The organism is Pseudoduganella sp. R-34 (assembly GCF_049904655.1).
GTDB lineage: Bacteria > Pseudomonadota > Gammaproteobacteria > Burkholderiales > Burkholderiaceae_D > Rugamonas.
Window position 1 is genome coordinate 5,244,180 of the sequence record NZ_CP184572.1, and the last position, 25,551, is coordinate 5,269,730.

General features: G+C 63.8%; 20 protein-coding genes. 8 read left to right on the top strand and 12 right to left on the bottom strand.

All coding sequences use genetic code 11. The features are described from left to right. Position 1: 1 nt before the first annotated feature. Positions 2-1,426: a RecQ family ATP-dependent DNA helicase gene (locus ACN9MW_RS24065; RefSeq protein WP_426163470.1), complete on the bottom strand. Its 1,425-nt coding sequence runs from the start codon at positions 1,424-1,426 to the stop codon at positions 2-4. A gap of 64 nt (positions 1,427-1,490) precedes the next feature. On the opposite strand from ACN9MW_RS24065, the gene ACN9MW_RS24070 reads away from it, so the two are divergent. Beyond that, positions 1,491-2,000 (top strand): GAF domain-containing protein, encoded by a 510-nt coding sequence (locus tag ACN9MW_RS24070; protein ID WP_426163473.1) that lies wholly within the window; start codon positions 1,491-1,493, stop codon positions 1,998-2,000. A 157-nt stretch (positions 2,001-2,157) separates the two neighbouring features. Here the strand turns inward: ACN9MW_RS24070 and ACN9MW_RS24075 are convergent, their stop codons facing one another. Beyond that, positions 2,158-2,922 carry a sulfite exporter TauE/SafE family protein gene (locus ACN9MW_RS24075; protein ID WP_426163475.1) on the bottom strand — a complete coding sequence of 255 codons (765 nt, stop codon included), beginning with the start codon at positions 2,920-2,922 and terminating at the stop codon, positions 2,158-2,160. A gap of 89 nt (positions 2,923-3,011) precedes the next feature. Here ACN9MW_RS24075 and ACN9MW_RS24080 point away from each other — a divergent pair, with 89 nt between their 5' ends. Then, the gene (locus ACN9MW_RS24080) at positions 3,012-3,911 is read left to right on the top strand and encodes a LysR family transcriptional regulator (RefSeq protein ID WP_426163478.1); all 900 of its coding nucleotides are present in this window, start codon (positions 3,012-3,014) and stop codon (positions 3,909-3,911) included. On the opposite strand, the gene ACN9MW_RS24085 is transcribed toward ACN9MW_RS24080, so the two are convergent. Beyond that, positions 3,900-4,736 (bottom strand): HDOD domain-containing protein, encoded by an 837-nt coding sequence (locus ACN9MW_RS24085; protein WP_426163480.1) that lies wholly within the window; start codon positions 4,734-4,736, stop codon positions 3,900-3,902. The genes ACN9MW_RS24080 and ACN9MW_RS24085 overlap by 12 nt on opposite strands. An 8-nt stretch (positions 4,737-4,744) precedes the next feature. Next, complete coding sequence (locus ACN9MW_RS24090) at positions 4,745-6,766, bottom strand: methyl-accepting chemotaxis protein (protein WP_426163482.1); 2,022 nt, start codon at positions 6,764-6,766, stop codon at positions 4,745-4,747. 222 nt (positions 6,767-6,988) lie between these two features. On the opposite strand from ACN9MW_RS24090, the gene ACN9MW_RS24095 reads away from it, so the two are divergent. Further along, positions 6,989-7,726: a substrate-binding periplasmic protein gene (locus tag ACN9MW_RS24095; RefSeq protein ID WP_426163485.1), complete on the top strand. Its 738-nt coding sequence runs from the start codon at positions 6,989-6,991 to the stop codon at positions 7,724-7,726. Here the strand turns inward: ACN9MW_RS24095 and ACN9MW_RS24100 are convergent. Continuing rightward, positions 7,720-9,927 carry a TonB-dependent receptor gene (locus ACN9MW_RS24100; protein WP_426163488.1) on the bottom strand — a complete coding sequence of 736 codons (2,208 nt, stop codon included), beginning with the start codon at positions 9,925-9,927 and terminating at the stop codon, positions 7,720-7,722. The two genes, ACN9MW_RS24095 and ACN9MW_RS24100, sit on opposite strands and share 7 nt — an antisense overlap. Before the next feature lie 135 nt (positions 9,928-10,062). Here ACN9MW_RS24100 and ACN9MW_RS24105 point away from each other — a divergent pair, with 135 nt between their 5' ends. From ACN9MW_RS24105 to ACN9MW_RS24115, 3 genes are read left to right on the top strand one after another with little or no spacing between them, the layout of a single operon-like run. Next, positions 10,063-13,161: a ligand-binding sensor domain-containing diguanylate cyclase gene (locus tag ACN9MW_RS24105; protein WP_426163490.1), complete on the top strand. Its 3,099-nt coding sequence runs from the start codon at positions 10,063-10,065 to the stop codon at positions 13,159-13,161. A gap of 50 nt (positions 13,162-13,211) precedes the next feature. Continuing rightward, positions 13,212-13,628 (top strand): ester cyclase, encoded by a 417-nt coding sequence (locus ACN9MW_RS24110; RefSeq protein ID WP_426163492.1) that lies wholly within the window; start codon positions 13,212-13,214, stop codon positions 13,626-13,628. An 8-nt stretch (positions 13,629-13,636) separates the two neighbouring features. Next, complete coding sequence (locus tag ACN9MW_RS24115) at positions 13,637-14,221, top strand: Crp/Fnr family transcriptional regulator (protein WP_426163494.1); 585 nt, start codon at positions 13,637-13,639, stop codon at positions 14,219-14,221. A gap of 4 nt (positions 14,222-14,225) precedes the next feature. On the opposite strand, the gene ACN9MW_RS24120 is transcribed toward ACN9MW_RS24115, so the two are convergent. Genes ACN9MW_RS24120 through ACN9MW_RS24150 form a run of 7 tightly spaced genes read right to left on the bottom strand, consistent with a single transcriptional unit; the run spans position 14,226 to position 21,688 of the window. Then, on the bottom strand, positions 14,226-14,762 hold the full coding sequence (locus tag ACN9MW_RS24120) for a hypothetical protein (protein WP_426163496.1): 537 nt from the start codon (positions 14,760-14,762) through the stop codon (positions 14,226-14,228). Positions 14,763-14,796: 34 nt separating this feature from the next. Then, a complete protein-coding gene (locus ACN9MW_RS24125) occupies positions 14,797-18,498 on the bottom strand; it encodes a pilus assembly protein (protein ID WP_426163498.1) in 3,702 nt (1,233 codons plus the stop codon). Between the two features lie 17 nt (positions 18,499-18,515). Continuing rightward, positions 18,516-19,154, bottom strand: a complete 639-nt coding sequence (locus ACN9MW_RS24130; protein WP_426163500.1) for a pilus assembly PilX family protein — start codon at positions 19,152-19,154, stop codon at positions 18,516-18,518. After that, entirely contained in the window at positions 19,151-20,275 is a 1,125-nt protein-coding gene (locus ACN9MW_RS24135) for a PilW family protein (protein ID WP_426163502.1), read from the bottom strand. Before ACN9MW_RS24135 ends, ACN9MW_RS24130 begins: the two co-directional genes overlap by 4 nt. A gap of 5 nt (positions 20,276-20,280) precedes the next feature. After that, positions 20,281-20,649 (bottom strand): type IV pilus modification PilV family protein, encoded by a 369-nt coding sequence (locus tag ACN9MW_RS24140; RefSeq protein WP_426163504.1) that lies wholly within the window; start codon positions 20,647-20,649, stop codon positions 20,281-20,283. 11 nt (positions 20,650-20,660) lie between these two features. Next, positions 20,661-21,251: a GspH/FimT family pseudopilin gene (locus ACN9MW_RS24145; RefSeq protein WP_426163506.1), complete on the bottom strand. Its 591-nt coding sequence runs from the start codon at positions 21,249-21,251 to the stop codon at positions 20,661-20,663. Beyond that, positions 21,251-21,688, bottom strand: a complete 438-nt coding sequence (locus tag ACN9MW_RS24150; RefSeq protein WP_426163508.1) for a type IV pilin protein — start codon at positions 21,686-21,688, stop codon at positions 21,251-21,253. The genes ACN9MW_RS24145 and ACN9MW_RS24150 overlap by 1 nt, the downstream gene beginning before the upstream one ends. A gap of 214 nt (positions 21,689-21,902) precedes the next feature. Here ACN9MW_RS24150 and mutS point away from each other — a divergent pair, with 214 nt between their 5' ends. Together mutS and ACN9MW_RS24160 are read left to right on the top strand one after the other, a co-directional pair. Beyond that, on the top strand, positions 21,903-24,578 hold the full coding sequence (gene mutS, locus ACN9MW_RS24155; protein WP_426163510.1) for a DNA mismatch repair protein MutS: 2,676 nt from the start codon (positions 21,903-21,905) through the stop codon (positions 24,576-24,578). After that, on the top strand, positions 24,575-25,525 hold the full coding sequence (locus ACN9MW_RS24160) for a hypothetical protein (protein ID WP_426163512.1): 951 nt from the start codon (positions 24,575-24,577) through the stop codon (positions 25,523-25,525). Before mutS ends, ACN9MW_RS24160 begins: the two co-directional genes overlap by 4 nt. The last annotated feature ends 26 nt before the right edge of the window (positions 25,526-25,551 follow it).

Here is a 25,551-nt window from a genome sequence, read left to right on the forward strand (position 1 = left end):
GCTACCCTCCTGAGTCGATTGTCGGCGGCGACCTGCAGTTATCGCAGGTACCGCAGCGCTCTATGCCGGCTGACTCATCGCCGAAATAGTCGAGCAGAAGCTTCCAGCGGCAGAAGCCGCTCTGCGCGTAAGACACCATCTGCGCCAGCGCCTCGCGGTCGTGCTCCTGCTTCTCGCGATAGCGTTCCGCCAGGCGCTCAAGGTCGACCGGGCGCGGCGCCTCGCCTGCCGCCCGGTATTGCAGCTTGCGATCCTGTTTCAGCCAGCCGCCTTCCTTCAACAGCTTGAGCGCGACCTGGCTGCGCTTGTCGCGCGGCCGCTCGCCGCCTGATGCAGCATCATACGCCGCGCGCAGCAAGGCCGCGTCGGGATAGCTGCGCGCAAGGAAGAACTGCTGCACGCGCTTGTCCTCGTGGAAGTACAGCAAGGTGCATTCGGCCGACTCGCGGTCGCGCCCTGCCCGCCCCGCCTCCTGGTAGTATGCTTCCAGGCTGGCCGGCACCTGCAGGTGGATCACGAAGCGGATGTCGGACTTGTCGATGCCCATGCCAAAGGCATTGGTCGCCACCATGACGCGGCGCGCGCCGGACATGAACATTTCCTGGTTCTGGCGGCGCTCGGCGGCATTCAATTTGCCGTGATAGAGCGTTACGCTTTCGCCGGCTCCCTCCAGCGCGGCCAGCATGTCTTGTGCGGCCTTGATGGTAGCGGCATACACAATGCCGCTGCCCGGCGTGTCGCGCACCAGGCGCAACGCCTCGGCCGCCCGTTCGTCGGCATTGGTCACCTGGCGCACGGCCAGGTGCAGGTTGGGCCGGTAGATGCCGGTGTTCACAATGCGCATTTCCGGCGCGCCAAGCTGGCGCCGAATGTCGTCCACCACTTCGTCGGTGGCAGTGGCGGTCAGCGCCAGCACCGGCGGCCGTCCCAGCGCATCGAGAGCCGCACCGATATCGAGGTAAGCCGGCCGGAAATCATGGCCCCAGCGCGAGATGCAGTGGGCTTCATCGACCACCACCAGGCCAATGTCGGCCTTGTGCAGCAGGGACATGAACTCCGGCGTCGCCAACCGCTCCGGCGTGCAGAACACAATGCGCTCCTCGTTGTTGCGCAAGCCTTGCAATGCTTCCTGCTGCTCGTCAGCCGGCACTTTGCTGTTGAGCTGCGCGGCCTCGATGCCGATATCATCGAGCTTCTCGGCCTGGTCCTTCATCAGGGAAATCAGCGGCGAGACGACCACTGTGCTGCCTTTCAGGATCGAGGCGGGGATCTGGTAGCACAGCGACTTGCCGCTGCCGGTCGGCATGATGGCAAGCGTGTCATGCCCCGCCAGCACGCTGTCGATCACTTGTCGCTGGCCAGCGCGCAAACGGTCAACGCCGAACACGTCGCGCAGCAGGGTGCGGATTTGATGATGAGTAGCCATGGCCGCAACTTAGCGCGATTGCTGGTAAGATGTCGGCGTCCTAAGTAACATACCGAGCGGCAAAATGTCTTTCTCCCTTAGCGAAACCACCTACAGCACTGACACTCCCGAAGCCAAACGCGCCATGTACGAAGACTTGCGCGCGCAACTGGGCGGACTGGTGCACGGCGAACATGACTGGATCGCCAACACTGCCAATGCCAGCTCGCTGGTGTTCAACACCATGCCGGGCTTGAACTGGGCGGGTTTCTATTTCATGCAGGGTCCGGATGAACTGGTGCTCGGCCCGTTCCAGGGCAAGCCAGCCTGCATCCGCATCAGGAAGGGCCGTGGCGTATGCGGCAGCACTGTCGAAAAGCGCGCCACCAGCGTAGTGGAAGACGTGCATGCCTTCCCGGGCCATATCGCCTGCGATGCTGCCTCGCGCTCCGAGCTGGTGGTGCCGATCTTCGGCAAGGACGGCGAAGTGATCGGCGTGTTCGACCTCGACAGCCCTCTGCCGGGCCGCTTTGACGCTGTCGACGCTGAAGGCATTGAATCGCTGGTCCGCATCCTCGAACAAAGCCGCGCCTGATCCATCTCAAGAACCGTGGCGGCGCGCTTTGCATCGAAGCTGCCGTTCACGGTTGACGAGCTCTCGATTTCGATGTTGAGCCTTGGGCAAGCATGTGGCCAGTTTTACGCCAATGCTGGCCAGTACACCCAGCGTTCCAATCGTTTCCAGCAATGCGTCAAGCATGGTTGCCTCCCAGGCAGGCCTTCACAAAGAACATCAAGGTGATGCAGAACGTGGTGAGCAGCGTGAATGCGCGGATTACCTCAGCTGGTGCGCGGCGCCCGGCGCGAGCGCCGCCATAGCCGCCGATGACCGCGCCGGCCAGCATGGCCAGCGTGAGCGGCCAATGCACTGCATGTGCAAACATGAATGCAGCCACCGCCACGCCATTGGCTGCGCTGACCAGCAGCGTGCGCGGCGCATTCAACTCCTTCAGGTCGCGCTTGTCGATCAGGCCCCACATGGCCATCATCATGATCCCGACCGCGCCGCCAAAATAACCGCCGTACACGCCGAGGGCGAACTGCAGCGCCAGCACCGCAGGCGCGCCCACCTGCCAGCGCGCTCGCAGTGCCGCACCAAGGCGCCGCCCGAACGCCAGCGCAATCGACGCCAACAGCAGGAGCCATGGCAGCACAAAGGTAAATGCCGCTGATGAAGTCCGCAACAGCAGCAGGGCTCCGGCCAAGCCGCCGCACAGCGTTGTCGCCAGCATCAGTCGCAGTGGGACGCCGCCGACCGGCTGCAAGCCGTCGCGGTAGGCCCAGGCGCTGGCCAGCCCGCCCGGGAACAAGGCTACCGTGCTGGAAGCATTCGCCTGAACCGGTGGCACGCCAGCGGCGATCAGTGCCGGCAGGCTGACAAATGAGCCTCCGCCCGCCAGCGCGTTCATCGCTCCAGCCAGCATCCCCGCGGAAAAAGTCAGAATCATCGAATCCATGCCGCCGATGTTAGACGGCCGGCCCGCTGCCCGCAATCTGGCAATTCCGGTGCTACACTTCGGAAATTCCGAATGCTGGAGACTTGGCAATGCGCTTCGACCTGACCGATATGCGGCTCTTCCTCACTGTCGTGGAATGCGGCAGCCTGACCCAGGGTGCACGCAGCATGCACCTGGCGCTGGCCTCGGTCAGCGAGCGCATCGCCGGCATGGAGGCGGCGCTGGGCGCGCCGCTGCTCGAGCGCAACCGCCGCGGCGTGCGGGCCACGGCGGCGGGCGAAGCATTCGAGCGCCATGCACGTTCCATCCTGGGCCAGGTCGAACAGATGCGCGGCGACCTGCGCACCTACGCCACTGGCCTGAAGGGCCGTATCAGGGTGCTGTCGAACTCCGCCGCCATGGCTGCTTTCCTGCCGCCGCACCTGTGCCGCTTCCTGGCCACGCACCGCGACCTCTCGATCGACTTGCTGGAGCGGCCCAGCGCCGAGATCGTCCAGTCCATGGTGGACCGGCGCGCCGACCTTGGCATCGTGGCAGACATCACCGACTTCGGCCCGCTGCAGACCCACCTGATCGCCAGCGACCAGCTGGTCGTCGTCACCCACCGCCGTCACCGGGTGGCGCGGCAAGGCGATGCGACCTTTGCCGACATCCTTGGCGAAGCGATCGTCGGCATCGCGGACACCGCGCTGGAAACCCACCTGGCGGAGCGCGCTTCGCGCCTGGGGCGCCAGCTCGACTACCGCATCCAGCTGCGCAATATCGAGCACGTGGCGCTGCACGTCGAAGCGGGTATCGGCATCTCGATCATGTCCAGCGCGCTGGCCCGGCAAATCCGGCGCGACCTTGCCGTGGTGCGCCTCTCCGAACCATGGGCCACGCGCCGGCTCTTTCTCTGCGCGCGGGATTTTTCAGCCTTGACGCCGCACGCCGGCCTGCTGGCCAAACAGTTGCTGGAGGATGCGCCGCCGGGCGCTTCAGGCCAGTAGCGCCACGCCCATCGAGCGCGCTTCGGCAGCGGCAACGTCAAGGAGCTCGGCAAGGTCGGGGAAGCTTTCCAGGCATTGCACGATGTCGGAGCGCCGCACCAGGTAATCGTCCTGCGGCGCAGGCAGCGGCGACAGCACGGGGCACAGGTGACGCGCCAGCAGCAGGGTATCGCGCAGGCCGGCGGGCGGCAGGCTGATGGCGCCATCGCGCAGCGAAATGATGGCGGCGCCGACTGCCTCCGGCACCTGCAGCTTGCGCAGCACTTCGCGCGCCACGATTTCCTGCACCGGTCCCAGGCGGTGCCCCATGTCATCCAGCAAGCCGGGAACCTGGTCTGCTTGGGACAGCAGGAAGAAATTACCGGCCTCATGCACAATGCCGGCGAACAGCGCCGTGTCGGGATCGGTGCTGGTGATATGGCGCGCCACCTGGTATGCGATGGCCGCCACGTGCGCGGAATACTTCCACAATTGCTCGGCGCGTTCGCGCAACTGCGGGTCGCGGATGCGGGCGCCGAACTGGCGCACCACCATGGCAGCGGCCAGCGAGTACAGGTTGCGGTAGCCAAGTCGCATCACGGCAGCGCGCGCACTGGTGATGGGCGGCGCGCCATGGCGCCGGAACACCGCGGCATTGGCCAGGGCGACAGCGCGCGTCGCCAGCACCGGTTCGCCCAGCACCTTGCGCGCTATCTCATCGTCGTGGCAATCAGGATCAGCCAAGGCAAGCTGCAATGCCAGTGCGGCATTGACGCTGGTGGGGAATACCAGTTCCCCACGCTGCACTTCCGAAATAATGGTGGCTAAGTCCCTGAGCTTTTCCATGCAAGAAATTATACCGAGGCCGCCCGCAACGCGCGCACATTGCTCGGCATGCGGCGCGAAGCAGCCGCCTTGCGCACCACCGGTGCGGCCGCATCTTCATTCCCCAGCGTGAAGATGCTGATCGATTTCACCAGCATCTGCGCCTGCTCCTGCAGGCTGGCCGACGCGGCTGCGGTCTGTTCCACCAGCGCCGCGTTTTGCTGCGTGGTGTCGTCCATCTGCGTCACGGCCATATTGATTTGCTCGATACCATTGCCCTGTTCGGCCGATGCGGTAGCGATCTCCTGCATGATGGCGGTAATGCTCTGCACGCTCTTCAGCACCTCCTGCATTGCCAGGCCGGCTTCGCCGACCAGGCGGTTGCCGGTCTCGACCCGGTCCACGCTGTGGTTGATCAAATCCTTGATTTCCTTGGCCGCCGAGGCCGAACGCTGCGCCAGGTTGCGCACCTCGGAAGCCACTACCGCAAAGCCGCGCCCCTGCTCGCCGGCGCGCGCCGCTTCCACCGCGGCGTTCAGGGCAAGGATATTGGTCTGGAAAGCGATGCCATCAATCACGCCAATGATGTCCACGATCTTGCGCGAGCTGTCATTGATTTCGCCCATGGTCTGCACCACTTGCGACACCACTTCGCCGCCCTTGCCGGCCACGCCGGCCGCGCTGTGCACCAACTGGTTGGCCTGGCGCGCGTTATCGGCATTTTGCTTGACGGTGGAAGTCAGTTCTTCCATTGAAGATGCGGTTTCTTCCAAGTTGGAGGCCTGCGATTCCAGCCGCGACGACACATCGGCATTGCCGGTGGCGATATCGCGGCTGGCCGCATTGATCTGGTCGACACTGGCGCGCACATCGGACACGATGCCGCGCAAGCTCTCGCTCATGGACTTGAGGGAACGCAGCAACTGCCCTACTTCATTGGGCGGACCAACATCGATGTCGTTATCGAGCTTGCCTTTCGCCACTTCGTCCGCCACCGCAATGGCATTTTGCAGCGGCACCGTCACCGAGCGGGCGATCAGCATGCAGATCCAGGCAGCCAGGGAAAACAACAGCACCATCGATACAACCATGATCCAGCGCTGCTCGGTGAAGCCCTTGATTTTCTGTGACAGCATGGCGTCGATCTCTTTCGCAGCAACTTCGTTGACGGCAAACTGCATATCAATTGCCGCCGTGGTCTTGGCCACCCACTCTTCGCCGGAATAGGTCAGCGGATCGGCTTTCACGATCTGCTCCGTGCCCAGGTCGACGATCTTGCGTGCTGCATCGCCCGCCTCGCGCAACTGCGCCCCAAGCTTGGCCTCAATGGCAGGATTTGCGGCGGCGGCCTTGCCGAAGGCCGTCAGGGTCTGGTCCAGGCGATCGGTCACGCGCGACATGATGGCTGCCTGCTGCATGCGGTCCTCGGGCGTGGCTTCCTTTTTCGCCAGCAGGCCGGCGCCCTTGGCGCGCGTCTTGCCGGTTTCTTCGGTCAGCCATGGCAACTGGTAGAACATCGACTGGATGAGCTGGTAAGTATCCTTGTCGGGATCGAGGCTCAGGCCGTACGCGTCGCCAATCAGCTCGTTCACCTTGAGCAGCTTGGGCACCAGGCCGGTATGGCCCGCATAGCTTTGCGGCACGGTGATCTTGCCCTCAGCTACATTGTTGCGCAGCGTCTCCCACTCCTGCTTGGCGGCAGCGAAGGCGTCGATGATGGCTTTGTCGCCCAGCTTTGCCGCCGCCTTCTCCAGCCGGCCATACGCCGCGTCCGCCTCAGCCTGTTTGGCGCGGCGCTTTTCCGCCACGCTGGTCACGCCGCCCAGCACCAATGCCGACAGGCCGCGATGCTGCTGCGTGTACTGCACAACCTTCAGTCCATCCACCACGATCGGCAAGCCTTCATGCTCACCTTCATATGCAGCGAGAACCTTGCCAGCCTCGCTCATGTAGAGGAATGCAGGAATGATAGCCAGCAGTGCAGCAATCAGGCCGAGGATCATGAACTTGTGGCTCAGCTTGAGCTGGCCGAGAAGAGAGGTAGGATTCATGGCAGTTTCCCAAAGAAAAGTTCAGTAAAAGGTGCGTTACAGCACCGCGATACCTCTTGCTTTGATCATATGCCGATTTATGGCCCCACGTTACAATTCGTGAGAATTAACGACAAAAATCTCTTTCTCCATCACCATTTGTGTTGCAGGCGCGCGAAACAATTGCCATTGAAGAATTTAACTTTCATGATGCAAGTGCAAGCGCTTTGTTATAGTGCCCTTATGAAATTTATTACGCCGCTGTTGACGCTGATTGTTACGCTGCTCTTGCCAGTCGCGCAGGCAGAAACCGTCACCGTCTACACCAGCGCTAACTTTGCCCCGCTCGTCATCGATGGCACCCGAGGTATCTATTACGAAGCAATCGACTACCTGAACAAACAGGCCACGGACGGCACCAGCTACCGGCTGGCCTACCTGCCGCGCAAGCGCTTGCAGATGCGGCTGGAAGACGGCACGCTGGACGGCATCGTTATTGGCATGATGCCCCAATGGTTCGATGACGTCGCACAGAAGAAATACCTGTGGACCACGGCTTTCGCCATCGACCATTTCGTGCTGGTGTCGCGCATCGACCATCCGGTGCAGATGGATGCCGGGCAAGGGCTGGCCGGCAAATCGATTGGCTTGACGCTGGGCTACGTCTACCCGGGCATTGAGGAATGGATCCAGCGCCACGGCTTGCTGCGCCAGGATGCCATCAGCGAGGAAATCAACCTGGAGAAGCTGCGCCGCGGCCGCATTGATTGCGTGGCCGTTTCGGAATCGGCGGCGCGCTATTTCGTACGGCTGCATGGCTTGCACGGCAGCCTGACTTTCGTGGATTTGCCGGGCCGCGCGACGGAGCGCCGCTTCCTTGTGCCGCTGGGACGCAATGACCTGTTCGACAAGGTTGCTCCCATCGTCAAGCGCATGCGCGAAGATCCGCAATGGCTGCGCATGACGTCGAAGTATCAGTAAGTGAATTTCACCTGCACGCCGTAGCTGCGCGGTTCGTTGACGACACCGGTGAAGTTGTTGAAGTCGATGGCTGCCACCGCCACGAGCCTGTTCGCCGCGTTGCGTACGAAAGCCGCTACCTCGAAGCGTTCGCCCCTGTCCCGGTAGCCAAGCCGCAGCCCGCCGTCCAGCAGCGGGCGCGCCTTGTACTCCACCGCCTCGTACAGGAAGAAATTGTATTTGCCGCGATAGGCCCAGTCGGCATACGCGAACAATTCACCGTTGCGCCAGGGCCGGCTGTAGCGCAGCGTGGCATTGGCGATCCAGCGCGGTGAACGCGGCAGCGGATTGCCGTCGATGAAGACGTTGTTGGGCGCCGTGCCGCGCGGATCGAGCACCGTGCAGCCATTGCCGCAGGGGAGCACGAACAGGCCGGCATCGCGGATACTGGTGGCGTTGTAGCTGGCGCCCACACTGGCTGTCCATTCGCTGTTGGGACGCATCAGCCATTCGACTTCGGCGCCCTGCCCGCGCACCCTGGCCGCGTTGACCAGGCGGTTCTGGTTGACGACGCCGCTGCCGGCCGTAAGCTGCATGTCGTCGATCGTGTAGCGGAACACGGCCAGGCCGAGGCGCGCGCGGCGCTGCATGAGATCCTGCTTCCAGCCCGCTTCCCAACTGCGGGCTTGCTCGGCGCGCGCGACGGACAGGCTGTTGCCGAACAGGATGCGGCCCTGGATCGACGGTGCGCGGTAGCCGGTCGCAAGGCGCGCGTACACATGGCTGTCCGGCGACAGGGCCTGGGTGGCGCCGAGATCCCAGCTGAAGTCGTTGCCGCGCGGAGCGGCTTCCAGCCTGGCGATCGGCGACGCGCCGGGCGCCGCTTGCGGGCGCGCGGCGACGAAGTCCTTGCGGTCCTTGGTGTAGCGCAGGCCGGCGCGCAGCAGCAGGCCCGGGCGCGCGCGCCACGACACGGCGCCGAAGGCGGCCAGCGAACGGCTGTCCTGCTCCTGCCAGGCGTAGGCGTTCTGGCGATTGCCGTTGAAGGTGTCGAAGCTGAAGCTGTCGACCCTGATCTTCTCGCTGAAGCCGTACACGCCGGCCAGCCAGCTCCATACCTGCGCCGGATCGGACTCGAGCCGGACCTCCTGCGTCAACTGCCTGTGCTTCGGCAACGCGTCGGCGGTCTCGGACGGGAAAGGAATGCGGCCCGGTCCCATGGGAGGATGCGCCAGCGAGCCAAAGCCGGCGTCGACGTCGGCACGGCTGTAGAAGCGCGCCCGCTCCCAGCCCGAGATGGCATGCAGGGAAAGGCCGTCGAACTGCCAGCGCAGGCGCAGGCTGGCACCGTTGGTTTTCAGGGACTGATGGTTCATGCCGTCGGTCGGCAGGCTGGCGTAATCAAAGCCCGGCGCCAGTGCGTTGCTGCCCTTTTGCAGGATATTGGCGCGGAACAGCGTGGCACGTCCTCCCATGCGGCGCCCGTGCCCGTTCAACAGCGCGCTGAAGGCGGAGTTCGGCTGGTACAGCAGCTGTACCCGCGCGGCATTGTCATGATAGCCCTCGAATTCCGTGGTGGCTGCGTTGGGGCGGTCGTTGAAGACACGGTTGCCGCGGTGCTGGCTAAGCAGCGACACGCGCAGCGCCAGCGTTTCGCCCAGCGGCGTATTGAATGCGCCATCCAGGTTGCGCATCTCGTCACTGCCGTAAGCGGCATTGGCGTAGCCTTCGGTCCTGAAGGCAGGCCGCACCGAATCGAACTTCACCACGCCAGCCGGCGCATTGCGCCCGAACAGGCTGCCCTGCGGCCCGCGCAGCAGTTCCACTTGCTGCAGGTCGAACAGGGGGAAGGACTTGAGCAGCGGATTCTCCTGCACGACGTCGTCGTACACGATGCCGACCGGTTGCGCGGCGTTCAGGTCGAAGTCGGTATTGCCCAGGCCGCGCAGGTAGAAACGCGGGAACGATCGGCCAAAGTCGGATTCGATGTGCAGGCTGGGCATGCGCGATGCCAGGTAGCGCAAGTCGCGGCCGCTGGCGGCCAGCACGTCGAGCGCTTCTCCGCCAAGGACCGACACGTTGAACGGGACTTCCTGCAGCGGCTCGGCGCGGCGTTGCGCCGTGACGTAGACGCTGGGCAGCGCGCCATCCTGCGCCTGCTGCGCCAAGGCCGGCGGCAACGCCGCCAGGCCAGCCACACCGATCGCCCACCATGCGCGCATGCTGCCTCCCGTGTGGCTTCATGCTAGCAGAGATAGCTGATCATGGCATAATGATAGTTTCAATTTGACCATCTCCTGGCAATGCGTGCGCTGCTGCGGTCCTCTCTGTTCGCCTGCCTGCTGGCTGCAGGCACTATGGCATCGGCGCAACAACGGCCGGGTGTAGTCTCGTTCCAGCGCGTCGCCATGCCGGACCAGGTGCCGGCCCACCTCAGCACCGTGATGGCGCAGGACGCCCAGGGCATGCTGTGGATCGGCACCCAGGACGGTCTGGTGCGCTACGACGGCTACGGCTACAAGGTATTCCGCCCGCACCCCGGCGATCCCGCATCAATCGGCGGCAGCTACATCCGCGCCTTGCACGCTGCGCGCGATGGAAGGCTGTGGATCGGCACCATCAGCGGCGGCCTGTCGGTGTTCGATCCGCGCACCGAACGCTTTACCCAGTACCGGCACGACCCGCAACGCAAGGACAGCCTGGCCAACGATCGCGTGGAAGGCATCGCGGAACTGGCCGGCGGCGTGCTCTGGCTGGCCACCGACAACGGCTTGTCGGTCCTTGATCCCGCCAGCGGCCGCTTCACTCAATACCGCCACGTGGAGGGCGACAGCAACAGCCTGGCCAACAACCAGCTGCGCTCCGTCCTGCTGGACCGCGAAGGCCGCCTGTGGGTGGCCAGCGACGCCGGCTTGCAGCGCTGGCTGGGCGACGACCGCTTCTCGGCGCCGGTCGGCCCGGCCAATGCGATCCGCCTGTTCCAGGACGGCCGTGGCCGCATCTGGATCGGCAGCTCGCGCCAGGGCGCCGCCGTGTACGATCCTGCCAGCGGCCAGTTGCATGCACTGGCAGGGCTGAGCCACTTCTGGATCTATAGCATTGCCGAACCGCTGCCGGGCGAAATCTGGCTCGGCACTTTCGGCAAAGGCATCGACGTGATCGACGGCGCCAGCCTGGCCGTGGTCGACCGCTTGCAATACGACAGCACCAGCACGTCCAGCATCGGCAACGATCGCATTGGCGCGCTGCTGGTCGACCGTTCCGGCCTGGCCTGGGCCGGCACCTGGGGCGGCGGCATTGCGCACCACGATCCCGCCAGCCGCGCCTTCCTCAAGCTGCGGCACAGCCCATCCAACCCGCTGGGCCCGAGCCACCCGGCCATCGTGCGCGCGCTGGAAGCGGCCGACGGCAGGCTGTGGCTCGGCACCAATGGTAATGGCGTCGACGTGCTCGATGCCAACGGCCGGCTGGCGGCAGGCTTCCGCCCCGACGCCAGCCGCGGCGACGCGCTGTCAGACGGCGCCATTTCCTGCCTGGCCCAGGGGCCCGATGGCAGCATGTGGGTGGCGACACTGGATGGCACGCTGCACCGCCAGCGCCCCGGCCAGCAAGGCTTCCAGCGCTTCGGCAGCGCGCATGGCTTGCCGGGCGGCCCGATCCGCACCATGGTTTTTGGCGCCGACGGCGCGCTGTGGGCCGGCGCCCAGCAAGGCCTGGCACGCATCGGCAAGGACGGTGCCGTGAGCGCCTGGCGCCACCAGCCCGACGATCCAGGCAGCCTGTCCGGGCGCGAAGTCGAAGCGCTCGCCTTCACGCCGGACGGAACGCTGTGGATCGGTACCAATGACGGCCTGAATGCATTCGACACCAGGAGCGGCAAGGCGCGCCGCATTGTGCGCGATCCGGCGCGCGCCGACAGCCTGCCCGACAACTGGGTGCCGGACCTGATGGTCGACAAGGACGGCCAGCTCTGGCTGGCCACCCAGTCCGGCGCTGCCATCCTGCGCTCCTTCGACGGCCAGGCCGCGCACTTCGACGTGCTGTCAACGCGCCTGAAACTGCCGCCCCACCCGCCCGAGTCGCTGCTGCAGGACGCGCAAGGCCAGGTGTGGCTGGGCAGCCGCGTGCGCATCGACCCGCTGACCTGGCGCTGGCGCAGCTTCGACCGCGCCGACGGCAATGAATTCCGCACCTTGTATTACGCCAGCCGCGCGCGCATGCGCAACGGCGACCTGCTGTTTGGTTCGCCGGAAGGCTTGCTGCGCGTGCGCCCGCATATGCTGCGGCGCTGGGAATACCAGCCTGCCGTGAGCGCGACCGCACTGACCATCGACGGCGTCGAGCAGCCCGGCGCCGGCGTGCTCGCCGAGCGCACGCTGTCGCCCAGCCAGCGCGACCTGCGCCTGGAGTTTGCCGCGCCCGACTTCAGCGCGCCGGAACAGCAGCAATACCGCTACCGCCTGGACGGCTACGACGCCGGCTGGGTCAATGTCGATGCGCGCCAGCGCGTGGCCGCCTATTCCCACCTGCCGCCGGGCGACTACCAGCTACGGGTCCAGGCCAGCAACCGCGCCGGCCACTGGAGCCCGCAGGAATGGGCGCTCAAGCTGCACGTGCAGCCGGCCTTCTACCAGACGTGGTGGTTCCGTACTTCCATGTGGGTGCTGGGCGCACTGGGCGTGGCCTTCCTGTTCCGCCTGCGGCTGCACACCTTGCGCCGCCGCGGCGAACGCCTGGAGCGCCTGGTGGCCGAGCGTACCGCCGCCCTGGAAGCGGCTTCGCGCCGGCTGGAGCAAGCCAGCCTGACCGACCCGCTGACCGGACTGCACAACCGGCGCTACCTGGAACAGACCATCCAGGCCGACTTCGACCTGGCGGCGCGCCGCCATCGCAGCCTGCCGCCCGAGCCGCATGCCGACCTGGTGCTGTTCATGCTCGACCTCGACCACTTCAAGCGCGTCAACGACCAGCACGGCCATGCCGCCGGCGACGCCGTGCTGCAGCAGACGGCCAGGCTGCTGCGCGACTGCATGCGCAGCTCCGACCACATCGTGCGCTGGGGCGGCGAGGAGTTCCTGCTGGTGGCGCGCTTCATCGACCGCAACGACGCCACCGCGCTGGCGGAAAAGATCCGCTTGGCCATCGCCGCCCACGAATTCCTGATTCCCGGCGGCCAGGTGCTGCGCAAGACCGTCTCGATCGGCTTTGCCACCTTCCCCGGCATGCCGGGCCGCCCCAGCGCGCTGACGCCGGAATCGCTGCAGCGCCTGGCCGATGCCGCCCTGTACGCCGCCAAGCATACCTGGCGCGACGCCTGGGTCGGGGTGCAGGCGCGCAGCGGGGAAGCCGGCCTGTCGCGCTTCCTGGCCGACCCGAGCAGCGCGGTGGAAGCCGGCGACGTGACGCTGCTGGTGCCGCAGCAGCGCGGCCGCGTGGTGGGCATTAACCCGGGTTAATTACGCGCGGACCACGCCTCGCTAAGCTGTCCTCTTTCAAGGAGGAAGACATGTCATTGCAAGCGAACGCGCGGCTGATCGAACGCTATTTCGAAGAAGTCTGGAACCAGGGCAAAGTCGAGGTGCTCGACGAACTGCTGACCAGCGACTACCGCAACCACAGTCCGGGCCTGCCCGATCCGCAACCCGGGCCGGCGGGCCTCAAGCCCATTGTGCTGATGATGCGCAGCGGGATTCCCGACCTGCATTACGCCATCGTAGACCTGGTGGTCGCAGCAGACCGCGTAGCGGCCTACGTCCACATGACCGGCACGCACACCGGCAGCTTGTTCGGCATCGAACCGACTGGCAAATCGATCGACGTGCGGCAGATGCAGATCGAATGGATCAGGGATGGACGCATCTGCCAGCACTGGCGCATCACCGAAGACTTGAAGATGATGCGCCAGCTCGGCGTCATTCTATAATCGCCTGCATGGAACATTTGACGCTGGTGCGCGCATTGCGCCGACTGGAACAGGCTGCCGGCCTGCAGTTGCCCGAGGTGGAGCAACTGGCCGCCTCCGTGCAGCTGCTGCAACTGCGCGAGCGCGAGTTCGCGTTCCACGAAGGCGATGCCTGCCCGCGCCTGTTCGCTGTGCGCACCGGCCTGCTCAAGCAGTTCTACACCACGGCCGACGGCAAGGAGTGGATCAAGAGTTTCACGGTGGAAGACGAGCTGTTTGCCTGTCCGATTGGATTCCAGCCGGGCGGGCGAACCAGCTTTGGCGCGGCGGCGCTGGAGGCCAGCGTGCTGGAGGTCATCGACTGGCGCCTGCTGGACGACCTGGGTGGGCGCCACCTGGCATGGCAGAAAGCGATCCGTTTCGGCTTCCAGGCTTTGACTCAGCTGAAAATGGTGCGCGAGCGCGACCTGTTGATGTACTCTCCGGAACAGATGTACCAGCACTTGCTGGAAAGGCGCGCCGGGCTGGTGCAGCGCGTGCCGCAGAAGGAATTGGCCGCTTATCTCGGCGTGACGCCCGTGGGCCTGAACCGGATTGCGCGCCGGCTCGAATGAAGGTTTAGAAACCCACTTCGCCGACCACCCGCAAGTCCATTTGCACTTCGCTGTGCACGGCGATGCGCCCGATATGGGCTGGATGGAAAAGCACTTGCTGCAACGCCGCCAGCATCGCTGCTTTCTCTTCCTCATTGGCGTCGCTGTGAACCAGATGTACACGTATCACATCGCCCATGTCGTTGATCCAGAAGCGCACCGTGATGTTGCCGCTGGCAGCCCCCGGCAACACCAGCCAGCGACGCCTGGCCAGGCCACTGGCCACGGAAGGCTGCTCGGTCAATTCATCCTGGAGGAAATAGCGCGGCGTAAACGCCGGTTCCGCCGACGGTTCGGCCTGCGCCAGGGGCGCGGCTGGCGCGGCCGGAGCCGGCGCTGGTCGTTGCACCGCCCCACTGCCACGAGCCGGCGCCAATGCCGGCGCCGGCAGCAAGGTAAGCACCAGCATGGGGGAGGCAGGCTGCGGCGCGGATTCACCAGGCGTGCCCTGCCTGCCCACGCTGGCCAGGACAGCCAGGTGGGCCAGGACAGTCAGCAGCAAGGCCAAAGCATTCGCCCTGCCTGCCGCCCGGGTATTACTTGACCAGTTCACGCCACTGCAGTCGCCTGGTGACAGGCTCGCCATTGTTTGAGTCACCGTCGCCGCCCCCGCTGTGCGACGGGGTATTCAATGGAATCGACTTCGGACGCTTGCCGTCGGCAGTAATGGCGAAGACCACCGCCTTGTCGTTCGACAGCCTGCTGAGGGTCGTGCCGACCACAGGCGACACCAGCCTGGTGCCGACGGGCACATCGCGTTTGGCACCCGCGGTGCTGAACTGGTACAACCAGCTGTAACCACCAGGCTGGCAAGCCGACGCTGTTGGCACCACGCTCGGCACAAGGAAAATGCCGTCAAACACATGCGGGTCGATGGCAACGCGCTCGCCCTTGCTTGGCAATTCAAGGTACCAGCCCTTGTCCTTGTCCCAGTCAACCGCTTTATCCGTGGTGCCCTTGCGGGTATCCGCGCCTTGATCCATGGTCTGAACGGCCAGCGATTCCAGCTTGATTGGGCCGTCCGTCACCACATCCTTGACGGCGGCAACGATTTGCGTAGGCATGCTCCCCTCGGGAACCACCAGGTCGGAGGCGCCCAGGAAGCGCCCTGTGCCGAAATACACGATGATGGTGCCGTCGCCGCGACGGGTCAGGTCCGGTGCAGCCGTGATCGGCCGGGTGTTACCCAGTTCCATCACCTTGGTGGCGGTGCGCTGCTTCAGGTTGAAACGCCACAGATTGCCCTGCAGGTCACCACCGTAAGCCCTGTCTTCCGTGTTGTCCGTGTAGAAGTCCTTTACAGCGGCAATATTGATGCGCGCCAGCCCGCTTGGGTTCAGCCTATCACCGGCGCCGGTGGAGATATCCACGACATTCTTCGGATCGGCCAGGTCAAGGATGAACACGTGGCCCTGTCCATCGCCGTCATACTTGCCGTTTTCCGCGATGTTGTTGTAGCCGGAGGTCAGCACCGCCACCCATTTGCCTTCGAGCTTGGTCACTTGCGCAGGGCCAAAGCTGTACCCCAGGTTAGGGTTGTCGTCAGCCGTGTAGGTCCACAATACTTTCGGCGGCTGCTTGGGGTTGGTGATGTCAAGCGCATAGTAACCGCGGCCGCCCTTGCCCATCGCGCCGATCAGGATAGTCATCCACTCCTTGCCGATCTTGACGTCGGACACGATGATCGCGCCGTCCAGGTAGTAGCGGTGGCGATCGGCGTAATCCTTGTTGGCCAGCTGCCACAGGTCCGGCAGCACCATCGGCGGAATGTAAGCCCAGCGCTCTTCACCGGTTTTTGCATCAAAGGCGTGCAGCATGCCATCGTTGGCGGCAGCGTAGACGATGGCGTCCCGGTCCGTTTTCGTGTACGCGGCGTAGCCCTCGTCCAGGAAGCCGAACGGCGGATTCTTGACGTAGATTGGCTGCGAATGGATGAAGTCGCCAAGCACCTTGTCGCGCTCGCGGTACAGGCGCATGCCATCCTTGTCCAATGGATCCTGGCCGCGCAGGAAGTTCACCAGGGTCGTTTCATCAGCCGCTTCGACTTGCTTGCTGGTCCAATTCTTAAATTGGCTCAGCGACCGCTGCACCGACTTCGAGAAGAACGCCAACTGGCTCTTATCCAAGTTTGCGGCCTTGAATGGCACCAGCCTGTTGCTGGCGTCCGAGGTCCAGATGGTACGGCTGTCGCTGCCGTCCGACGCGAACCTGCTACGCAGCAGCGTCCCAGCCTGCCACTTCGGGTCGCCGGTAATTTCGCCGGTCTGGACGTTGATCGCATAGGCGCTCAGCTCGCCATCCCAGAGCTGGGTTCGATAATTCGCCAGATAGATGAAATTATCGCCTTCGACCGGGTTCAGGTTACTGGTCGCCGCGGCTGCGCCGCTGCCGTCCGACTGGCCGATACTGCCCAAGGCCTGGTGCAGGCTTTCCTGCAAGGTGGTCGGGTCCTTGGCACTGAAATAGCTTCCACGGCCGCTGACGGCGGCATGCCATAAGTCGTCGATCGCGGTCGGGTCGTTAGGCAATGGTGCTGGCCATTCCTTGGTGCCCCCTTGCAGGATCTTATAGTAGTCGCCCGTCTTTGCAGTCTTGTAGTCCTTGCTGTAAGCCAGCGTACCATCCACGCCCAGGCCAAGGGTAAAGGTGGTCATGTGCTGGTGGTTGGCGACATCGTTGATGTTCTTGTTGCCGCCGGCGCTGGGGACGATGTTCTCCATGTCCGGACGCAGGTCGTTGTTGTAGTAGTAAAACGCAATGTCAGCCAACGACACCTGGTCACCTGGGTTGTTCCTGGTACCGTCACCGGCTTTGTATGGCGCGTATGACGGCCGCGGCGCTTTTTTGATGTCGCCGTCCTGGTCCTTCAACAGCGTGCTCTTTGGGTCGTCAGTGTAGAGCGCCTGATTCCCGTTCCAGTAGCCGTCCGTTGCCAGGATGACGAAGTTGCGTTGGCAAGCAGCCTCGATCGGGTCATTTTTCCCATCCGGGAACGCGTCGTTCTTGCCAAACTTGTACAGACGGCCGACCTCGTTCAGGGCGTTACGCAATGGCGTGCTGGTATTGGGGTAGAGCTTGTACAGTTCGTCAAAGAAGGTCTGCTTGTGCACACCCTCAAAAGGCGCGATCGGCACTGCAATGGTCTTGTTATCGATCGTCATCATCCCAAGGCGCGTATGGAAATAGCTTGGGTCGGTCTTGTCTTCCGCCATCGACTTGGGATTTCCCCGTACGTCCTTGAATGCCAGGCCAATGGCCGTCTTGGTCATCTGGGTCCGGGTCCGGTACCAGGCATACCACGTCGCGAAATTGGTCATCTCGTTATCGTAGCTGCAGCTGACGCCGGGGCAATCGGTGCGCGTGGGCGCTTTCGGGTAGCTGCTACGGGTCGGAACAATGTCGACCCGTTCCCATTTGCCGAACACAACGGTCTTGTAAGTGTTGTCACGCAGGTCCGCACAATTTGTGGCGGAATTATCCGTGCACCATTTGACGGTCACATTGTAGTAATAGGGCGCGCCCTTCACTTCCTTCGCAACCGAGTAATCTCCGGTCGGATAGGCGTAGCTGGTCCCCTCGACTGCACGCTTGCAGTCCTTTTCCTTGGACGACGAATCAGGGCACCAGACACGATCGGGATAGCTGGCTTTCACGCTGCCGTACGTCTGCAAATTGACGGTCTCGTTAGGCCCCTGCGACTTGCAATCGATGGTTCGCCCTGTATAGGGATTGGTGACCCCGCAAGGGTACTCTCTATACAGCGGTTCCGAATACGTCTTATCGATATCCTGGATGCCATAGCCGTCGCTCGGGATGTTCGACCATGGCGCCAAGTATTCAGTCCGGTGCTCAGTGGTCGCATCGGCCAGGCGTTTGCCGTCGGCCGTGGTCGGCCAGTCATAACGCACCGCCGGGTTGTAGTAGACCTTGTTGAAAGCGCTGGCCGCAAAAGGCGGATCACCGTCATGGCAGATCACTGCCAGGCTGCCATTGGAGTAACGGCAAAACGTCAGGTAGCTGCCGTTCGACTGCACGCGCACATAGTCGGGCATGTAGCTCCACAGCATGCTGCCCGAGTTGTCCAGGTCGAGCATGATGTTAGGCAAGAGCTGCACGGTGGTGGAGTTTGCCAACGGCTTGTCTGCCAGGTCGGTGCTGGCAGCACGCGACAAGGCGGCGCCCAGCACGCTGCCGGTGAACAGTGCCGCCAGCATCAATTGTTTAAAGAGTGGCCTCATTGATAGGTCTCGCATACTCATTGTGAAATAATTGCCTGCACGAAGCTGACGTTGGAACGCGGCCCGGCAACCCGCACCGTGATCCGGTACAGTCCAAACGGTGACGAACGACCGTTGCTGCTGTTGCCTGGCGATGTCTGGTAAGTCAGCATCGGAAGCAGAATGCCAACGCTGTCGTCAGTCGGCCCCCCTGCCGTATCGCGAGGCGTGCTGGCGCAAATGGCCGGATCCAGCACACCAGCCGTTTGACACATGCGGTGGATCACGTAGGACACCTGGTTGCCGGCCGAGTCGACCGGCAGTTTCTTGACGAGCGTGGCTTTGCTCCAGTCGAGGTCATCGTCTGCGTCCACCGTGTTATTACCTGTCAGGTCCAGGTCGTCCTGGCTGCTGGCCGAATAACCCTCGCTGTCATGGTCCTCGTTAAGTAACTTGGGGTTGCCATGCAGCCAAGCAATGGCCGCCTCCACGCCGGCGTCGGCGCTGATGGACGCACTCTGCTTGAACGCCAGGTTGCCGGCAACCAGGGACGAGCCATCGACCGAGCGCATCATGGCCAGCCCGGCCAGGGTCATGGCCACCAGCACGATGAGCGCCATGATCAGGGCCACCCCCTCCTGCTGGCGGCGCCACGCGGAAATGACTACGGATTTCATATTTTCCCCCAGATCACGTTACGCAGCGGGATGACCGTTTCAAACACGCGATAACGGTAGCAACCCCAGTCGCTTGGATATTTATCAGTTTTGAATGCGGCCCAGCTGGACGACAAGGCGGTGGTCGCTGTGCAACCTTTGTCGGCGCTCTTGGGCCGCTCATACTGGACACCACGCGTGACCATGGCAACGCGGATCGCCTTGATGCGCTGCCAGTCGGTCCAGGAAGGTTCCTTCCATGGCGAGGAGGCGGCGCTGACCCAGGTGTCAATCGTCTGGCTGCCCGCCGGGGCGACGCCATACTCAGCCTGCATGTCCACCACTTCGGACATGACCAGCTCATTCGTGACGGCCGGCGCTTGCGAGTTATCGCTGCGTTCCAGCTGCTTGGTGGCAGTATTGACCGAGTAGGTCTTGCGGAAAATCGGGTGGCCATTGGCCGGCTTGAAACAAGTGACGCTCGCGCCTGCGGGATATTTCGGCCAGGCATTCGCTCCGCTTTCGAAATACGATGCCGGCGGATTGTAGCTTCCGCCAGCGCCAGAATTATGCTGCAGCTTCGAGGCTTGGGCCTGGACCTCGGTGATCTTCATGATGGTGCAGTTGCCTGCCTGCGATACCAGCGCAAGGTCGCCATCCTGGCAGACAGCGGCATTGCCCACGTCCAGTTCTGCCGACGGCTGCGGCATCGCCCTGCGTATCGTAGTGCTGCCGGATGGCTGATAAGAGGACTGGCTTGGATCGGCAAAATACTGGACCGAAATGCTGTCCGGCCCATCGCCGCCATCCTTGATCAATGCCGGCGCAAAATTCACATCGGTCAGCGCGCCTTCCTTGCCGCCGCAGTCCGCGCTTTTGTCGCAATAGGCAAAGATGTTGCTGCAGCCGACGTAGGATTTGGGGCTGGCGGTCATGCCCCAGCCAGCCATCTTGGTATCGCGCTCCAGCATGTACAGCGCAATCGCGCCATTGGCCTGGGCGTCGCCGCCGCTGGTGGTGGTGCGCTTGCGCGCTTCGTTATTGGTGAAGGCCTGGGCCACGATCAAGGTGCCCAACATGCCGACGACGAGACCCACCATGATCTCGACCATCGTAAAGCCTCTCTGGGAGCTCTGCATCATTTTCCTCATCCGTTGATCTGCGCCACCGCCTGGTAGCTGTGGGCCTTGGATTCGCCAGGACTTTTCCAGCTGATGGTGACGGTCACCTGCCTGCCGTTGAGCGCCACCGTACGCTTGCCCGCTGGCAGGGTTGTCACCGGCACGTCAGTTCCCACGTAGGCGGTCCAGTCGTCGGGATGCACCCACATCTCGCCCAATATCTGGTTGGCAGCAAAGCTGGCCTCCAGGCGGTACTTGGAGTCGGTAACCTGGCGCGTCGCCGAGGCTTGCATCCAGAGGAAGGCAAGAATGCCGAACGAGAAAACCAGGATGGCCGCCAACGCTTCAAGCAATACGATGCCATCCTGGCGGCCAGGTGTTAAATTGCGAATCATGGGATTACTCCTTAAGTACAGCCCTGGGGGGTGCCATTCAGTTTGCTGTCCGGATCGCACATGCGAACCTGGCCGCCGGAGCCAACCGTCACCACATAGCGGCGCGCGTAACTGGCCTTGGCGTTGGTAACGTCAATGCGGCTGATTTCGGTGCCTGCGGCAGCGCTAACCCGTCCGAAACTGTCGAACGTGACCACGGCGGTCTTGTCGAGGCCGGCGCCGGCAGCCAGCACACCGGCAAAGGTGTCAGGCTTGAGCGGTCGCGGAAGGGCATCGGTGGTGACGCCAACCCGTGCGTTGCCGCCGCCTTCTTCCGGCGCGCGTTTCTGGATCTCCGCCGGACAGAGGTTGGCGTTCACGCAGCCAACCGTCCAGGCCACCTTGCCATCCGCGTCGGTCAGGCTGAAGCGCACCTGCGTGCTGCGCCGCAGGGCTTCGGTGCGCGCCAGTTGCAAACCGTTCAGCACGGATTCCGCGGCAGTCCGGTTTTGCGCATCCTGGATCATGCGGGAAAAACTCGGCATTGCGAGCGCCAGCAGGATGCCGAGCACGCTGATGGCCACCAACAACTCGATCAGGGTCACGCCATTTTGCTTACGCATCAGCAGCGCCCGCCCTTGGCGGTTACCCAGCACGAGTCGGAACCAGTCCATCCGGTCGGCGCCGTCGTCTTCTTGGCATTAGCCTCGTTCAGCTCATAGGTAAAACCGGCCATCGGCCCCTTGCCTGTGGCCTTCAATTGATAGCTCATGCCGTCGGCAGCGATGGTGCAGGTAAAGGTGAAATCAGGGCTCGTCGGCGGTGCCGCTGCTGCCCCATCGGCGCAGGCGCCGGCGTAGGTACGGGTGTCCTGGAAGAACTGTTCCAGTCTGATGCGCATGTCCGACAATCCATTGGTGGCCTGCGGAATGTGGCCGCGAATGATATAGTCTTTATAAGATGGCAACGCCACGGCCGCGAGGATGGCGATGATGGCCATCGTGATGAGGGCTTCGATCAGGGTAAAACCGCTGTTGCGATTATTGAATACACGTTTCACAAGGATTCCTTAAGCAGCAGAACATATCTTGCCGAAAAATAATTTGACGGAAGTTTAACTGCATTTGGGCAAGAAGTCCCGCACAATACGTTGCCAGAATGCATCATTAGAGCGGTTTATCTATGAAACCGGGCGGCTGTCGCACACCCGCCCCGTGGGGTAAAATGCAACGTTTTACCGCGCCCGGCGCGACGCCCGAACGAAATTCCGAAAAATGACCACCCTGCCCTCAGAAATCAATCCTGACGCCGTCAAGAACAGCCCGGCCGAAAAAGTCACGCCAATGATGCAGCAGTACCTGCGCATCAAGGCCGATTACCCGAACATGCTGGTGTTCTACCGCATGGGCGATTTTTACGAGCTGTTCTTCGACGATGCCGAGAAGGCGTCGCGCGTGCTGGGCATTACGCTGACGGCGCGCGGCACCCAGAACGGCGTGCCGATCAAGATGGCGGGCGTGCCTTTCCATTCGCTGGATGGCTACCTGGCCAAGCTGGTCAAGGTCGGCGAGTCCTGTGCGATCGCGGAGCAGATCGGCGACCCGGCACTGGCCAAGGGCCCGGTCGAGCGCAAGGTGGTGCGCGTGGTCACGCCGGGCACCCTGACCGATTCGGACCTGCTGCCGGAAAAGTCGGAGCGCCCACTGCTGGCCATGACCATGATCAGCAACCGCAAGGTGGTCACTTGCGGCCTGGCCTGGCTGTCGCTGGCCTCCGGTGCGCTGCGCCTGATGGAATTCTCCGGCGACCAGCGCAGCGTCAACACGCGCCTGGGACAGGAGCTGGAGCGCATCGCGCCGGCTGAAATCCTGCGCGGCGACGACGCCGACATGTTCGACGACATCGCGATCTGCCACGTCAACAACGTGCCGGCCTGGCACTTCGACGTGGTGCACGGCCACAAGGCCCTGCTCGACCAGCTGGCTGTCGCCACCCTGACCGGCTTTGGCGCCGAAGGCCTGGGCGCGGCATTCGGTGCAGCCGGCGCCCTGCTGCGCTATGCGCAATCGACCCAGGGCCGCGGCCTGCAGCACGTCAAGAGCCTTTCCTGCGAAACGGAAAACGAATACATCGGCCTGGACGCCGCAACGCGCCGCAACCTGGAGCTGACGGAAACCATTCGCGGCCAGGAATCGCCTACCCTGTTCTCGCTGCTGGACCACTGCCGCACCGCCATGGGTTCGCGCCTGCTGCGCCACTGGCTGCACCATGCGAAGCGCGACCAGGCCGTGGCGCGCGCGCGCCACGACGCCATCGCAGCCCTGATGCAGCACGACACCACAGGCTCGCTGGCCTACCACCTGGCGCAGGTGCCGGATATCGAACGCATCACCACCCGCGTGGCCCTGCTGTCGGCACGCCCGCGCGACCTGTCGGCCCTGCGCGACGGCCTGCAGCAACTGCCGAAACTGCAGCACGCCATGCTGCGCGCCCTGGGCCACGACAATGCGCAAGGCCTGCTGGCCAAGCTGCACTTCGGCTTGAATGAACCGAAGGAATGCGTGGACCTGCTGGTGCGCGCCATCATGCCGGAACCGGCCACCATGGTGCGCGACGGCGGCGTGATCGCGCGCGGCTACGATGCGGAGCTGGACGAACTGCGCGGCCTGTCCGAAAACGCCGGCCAGTTCCTGGTCGACCTGGAAACCCGCGAACGCGAACGCACCGGCATCGCCAACCTGCGCGTCGAATACAACCGCGTGCACGGCTTCTACATCGAAGTCACCAACGGCCAGGCAGACAAGGTGCCGGAAGACTACCGCCGCCGCCAGACCCTGAAGAACTGCGAGCGTTACATCACGCCGGAACTGAAGGCCTTTGAAGACAAAGCCCTGTCGGCACAGGACCGCGCCCTGGCGCGCGAGAAGATGCTGTACGACGAGCTGCTGGCCGCCCTGGCCCCGTTCATCGGCCCGCTGCAGTCCATCGCCCAGGCCCTGGCCCAGGTCGACACCTTGTGTGCACTGGCCGAACACGCGCTGCGCAACAACTGGTGCGCACCGAACCTGGTGGCCGAGCCGTGCATCCATATCGTGGAAGGCCGCCACCCGGTGGTGGAAAACCAGATCGAGCGCTTCATAGCCAACGACTGCAAATTCATGGCCGACCGCCGCCTGCTGCTGATCACCGGCCCGAACATGGGCGGTAAATCGACCTTCATGCGCCAGGTCGCCCTGATTACCCTTCTGGCCTACGTGGGCAGCTATGTGCCGGCCGCCAGCGCCACCATCGGCCCGATCGACCGCGTGTTCACCCGTATCGGCGCGACCGACGACCTGGCCGGCGGCCGTTCCACCTTCATGGTGGAGATGACGGAAGCAGCGACCATCCTGAACGGCGCCACCGAGCATTCGCTGGTGCTGATGGACGAAATCGGCCGCGGCACCTCGACCTTCGACGGCCTGGCGCTGGCGTGGGCGATTGCGCGCCACCTGATCGAAAGCAGCCGCAGCTTCACCCTGTTCGCGACCCACTACTTCGAACTGACCCAGTTGCCGGAAGCGCATCCGACCGCCGCCAACGTCCACCTGTCTGCCGTGGAGCACAAGGATTCCATCGTCTTCCTGCACGCGGTGCAGAACGGCCCGGCCTCGCAAAGCTACGGCTTGCAGGTGGCGCAGCTGGCCGGCGTGCCGCAGCCGGTGATCAAGGCCGCCCGCAAGCACCTGGCGCGCCTGGAAGCGCAAGCGCTGGACGCCACGCCGCAACTCGACCTGTTCGCCGCGCCGGTGGCCGATGCTAACGACGACGCGGCGCCCGCGGCTGCTCCTGCGGCCGATCCACGTGCCGAGGAACTGCTGGCAGCGCTGGACGACATCGATCCGGACGCCATGACTCCGCGCGAAGCGCTGGACCGCCTGTACCAGCTCAAGCGCCTGGCGCAGGCATGAAACGGCGGCTCGTCCTAAGTTCGCTGGCCGGTGGGGCCGCGCTGGCCGCCGCCATGCTTGCCATGCCTGCGGCGATGGCACGCAACGACAAGGCCGCGCCACGCAAAGGCGAATTCTCGTTCGCCCTGCTCGGCCACAACTTCCCCAAGGGCGAAGGCGACGCCGAGTTCCGCCGCATGCTGGCGGAAGCAAGCCGCAACGAGCCCGCATTCCTGATTGCCACTGGCCTCAAGTCCGCCAGTGAGCCCTGTTCCGACAGCCTGTACCAGGAGCGCCGCGACCTGATGAGCAGCGCCGAGCGCCCCTTGGTGTTGCTGCCGGCAGGCAGCGACTGGACCGAGTGCCGCAATTCGAATGGCAAGTCGAACGCCATCGAACGCCTCAACCGCATTCGCGAACTGTTCTTCCGCGAGCCCGAAGCACTCGGCAAGGGCAAGCTGCCGCTGAACCGCCAGTCCAGCATCGCCAAGTTCCGCGACTACGCCGAAAACACGTATTGGGAGTACGAGAACGTCCTGTTCGTCACCCTCAACGTGCCGGCCAGGAACAACCACTACCTGGTCGAAGCGGGCCGCAACAGCGAATATGAAGACCGCATGGTGGCCAACCGCGGCTGGCTGCACCGCGCCTTCCTGCACGCCAAGCGCAAGAATATCGCCGGCATCGTGCTGGTGATGGATGGCGACATCGGCGCCCATGTGGAACAAGGTTTTTTTGAACGGCTGGCGCAAAAGCGCGACGGCTTTACCGAAATCCGCCGCATCGTGCGCTCGCAGGCCGACAAATATCCGGGGCAGTTGCTGCTGGTGGATAACCGCAAGCAGGACAAGGCCGCCCCGGCAATCGAATGGAACAAGAACGTCGGCCATCTCGCGTTGGGTGCCGAATGGGTCACGCTGCGCGTGATACCGGGCAGTGCGGCGCTGTTCGTCCTGGGCAGCGAGTGACGTAAAAAAGCCCCGCTGTGCGGGGC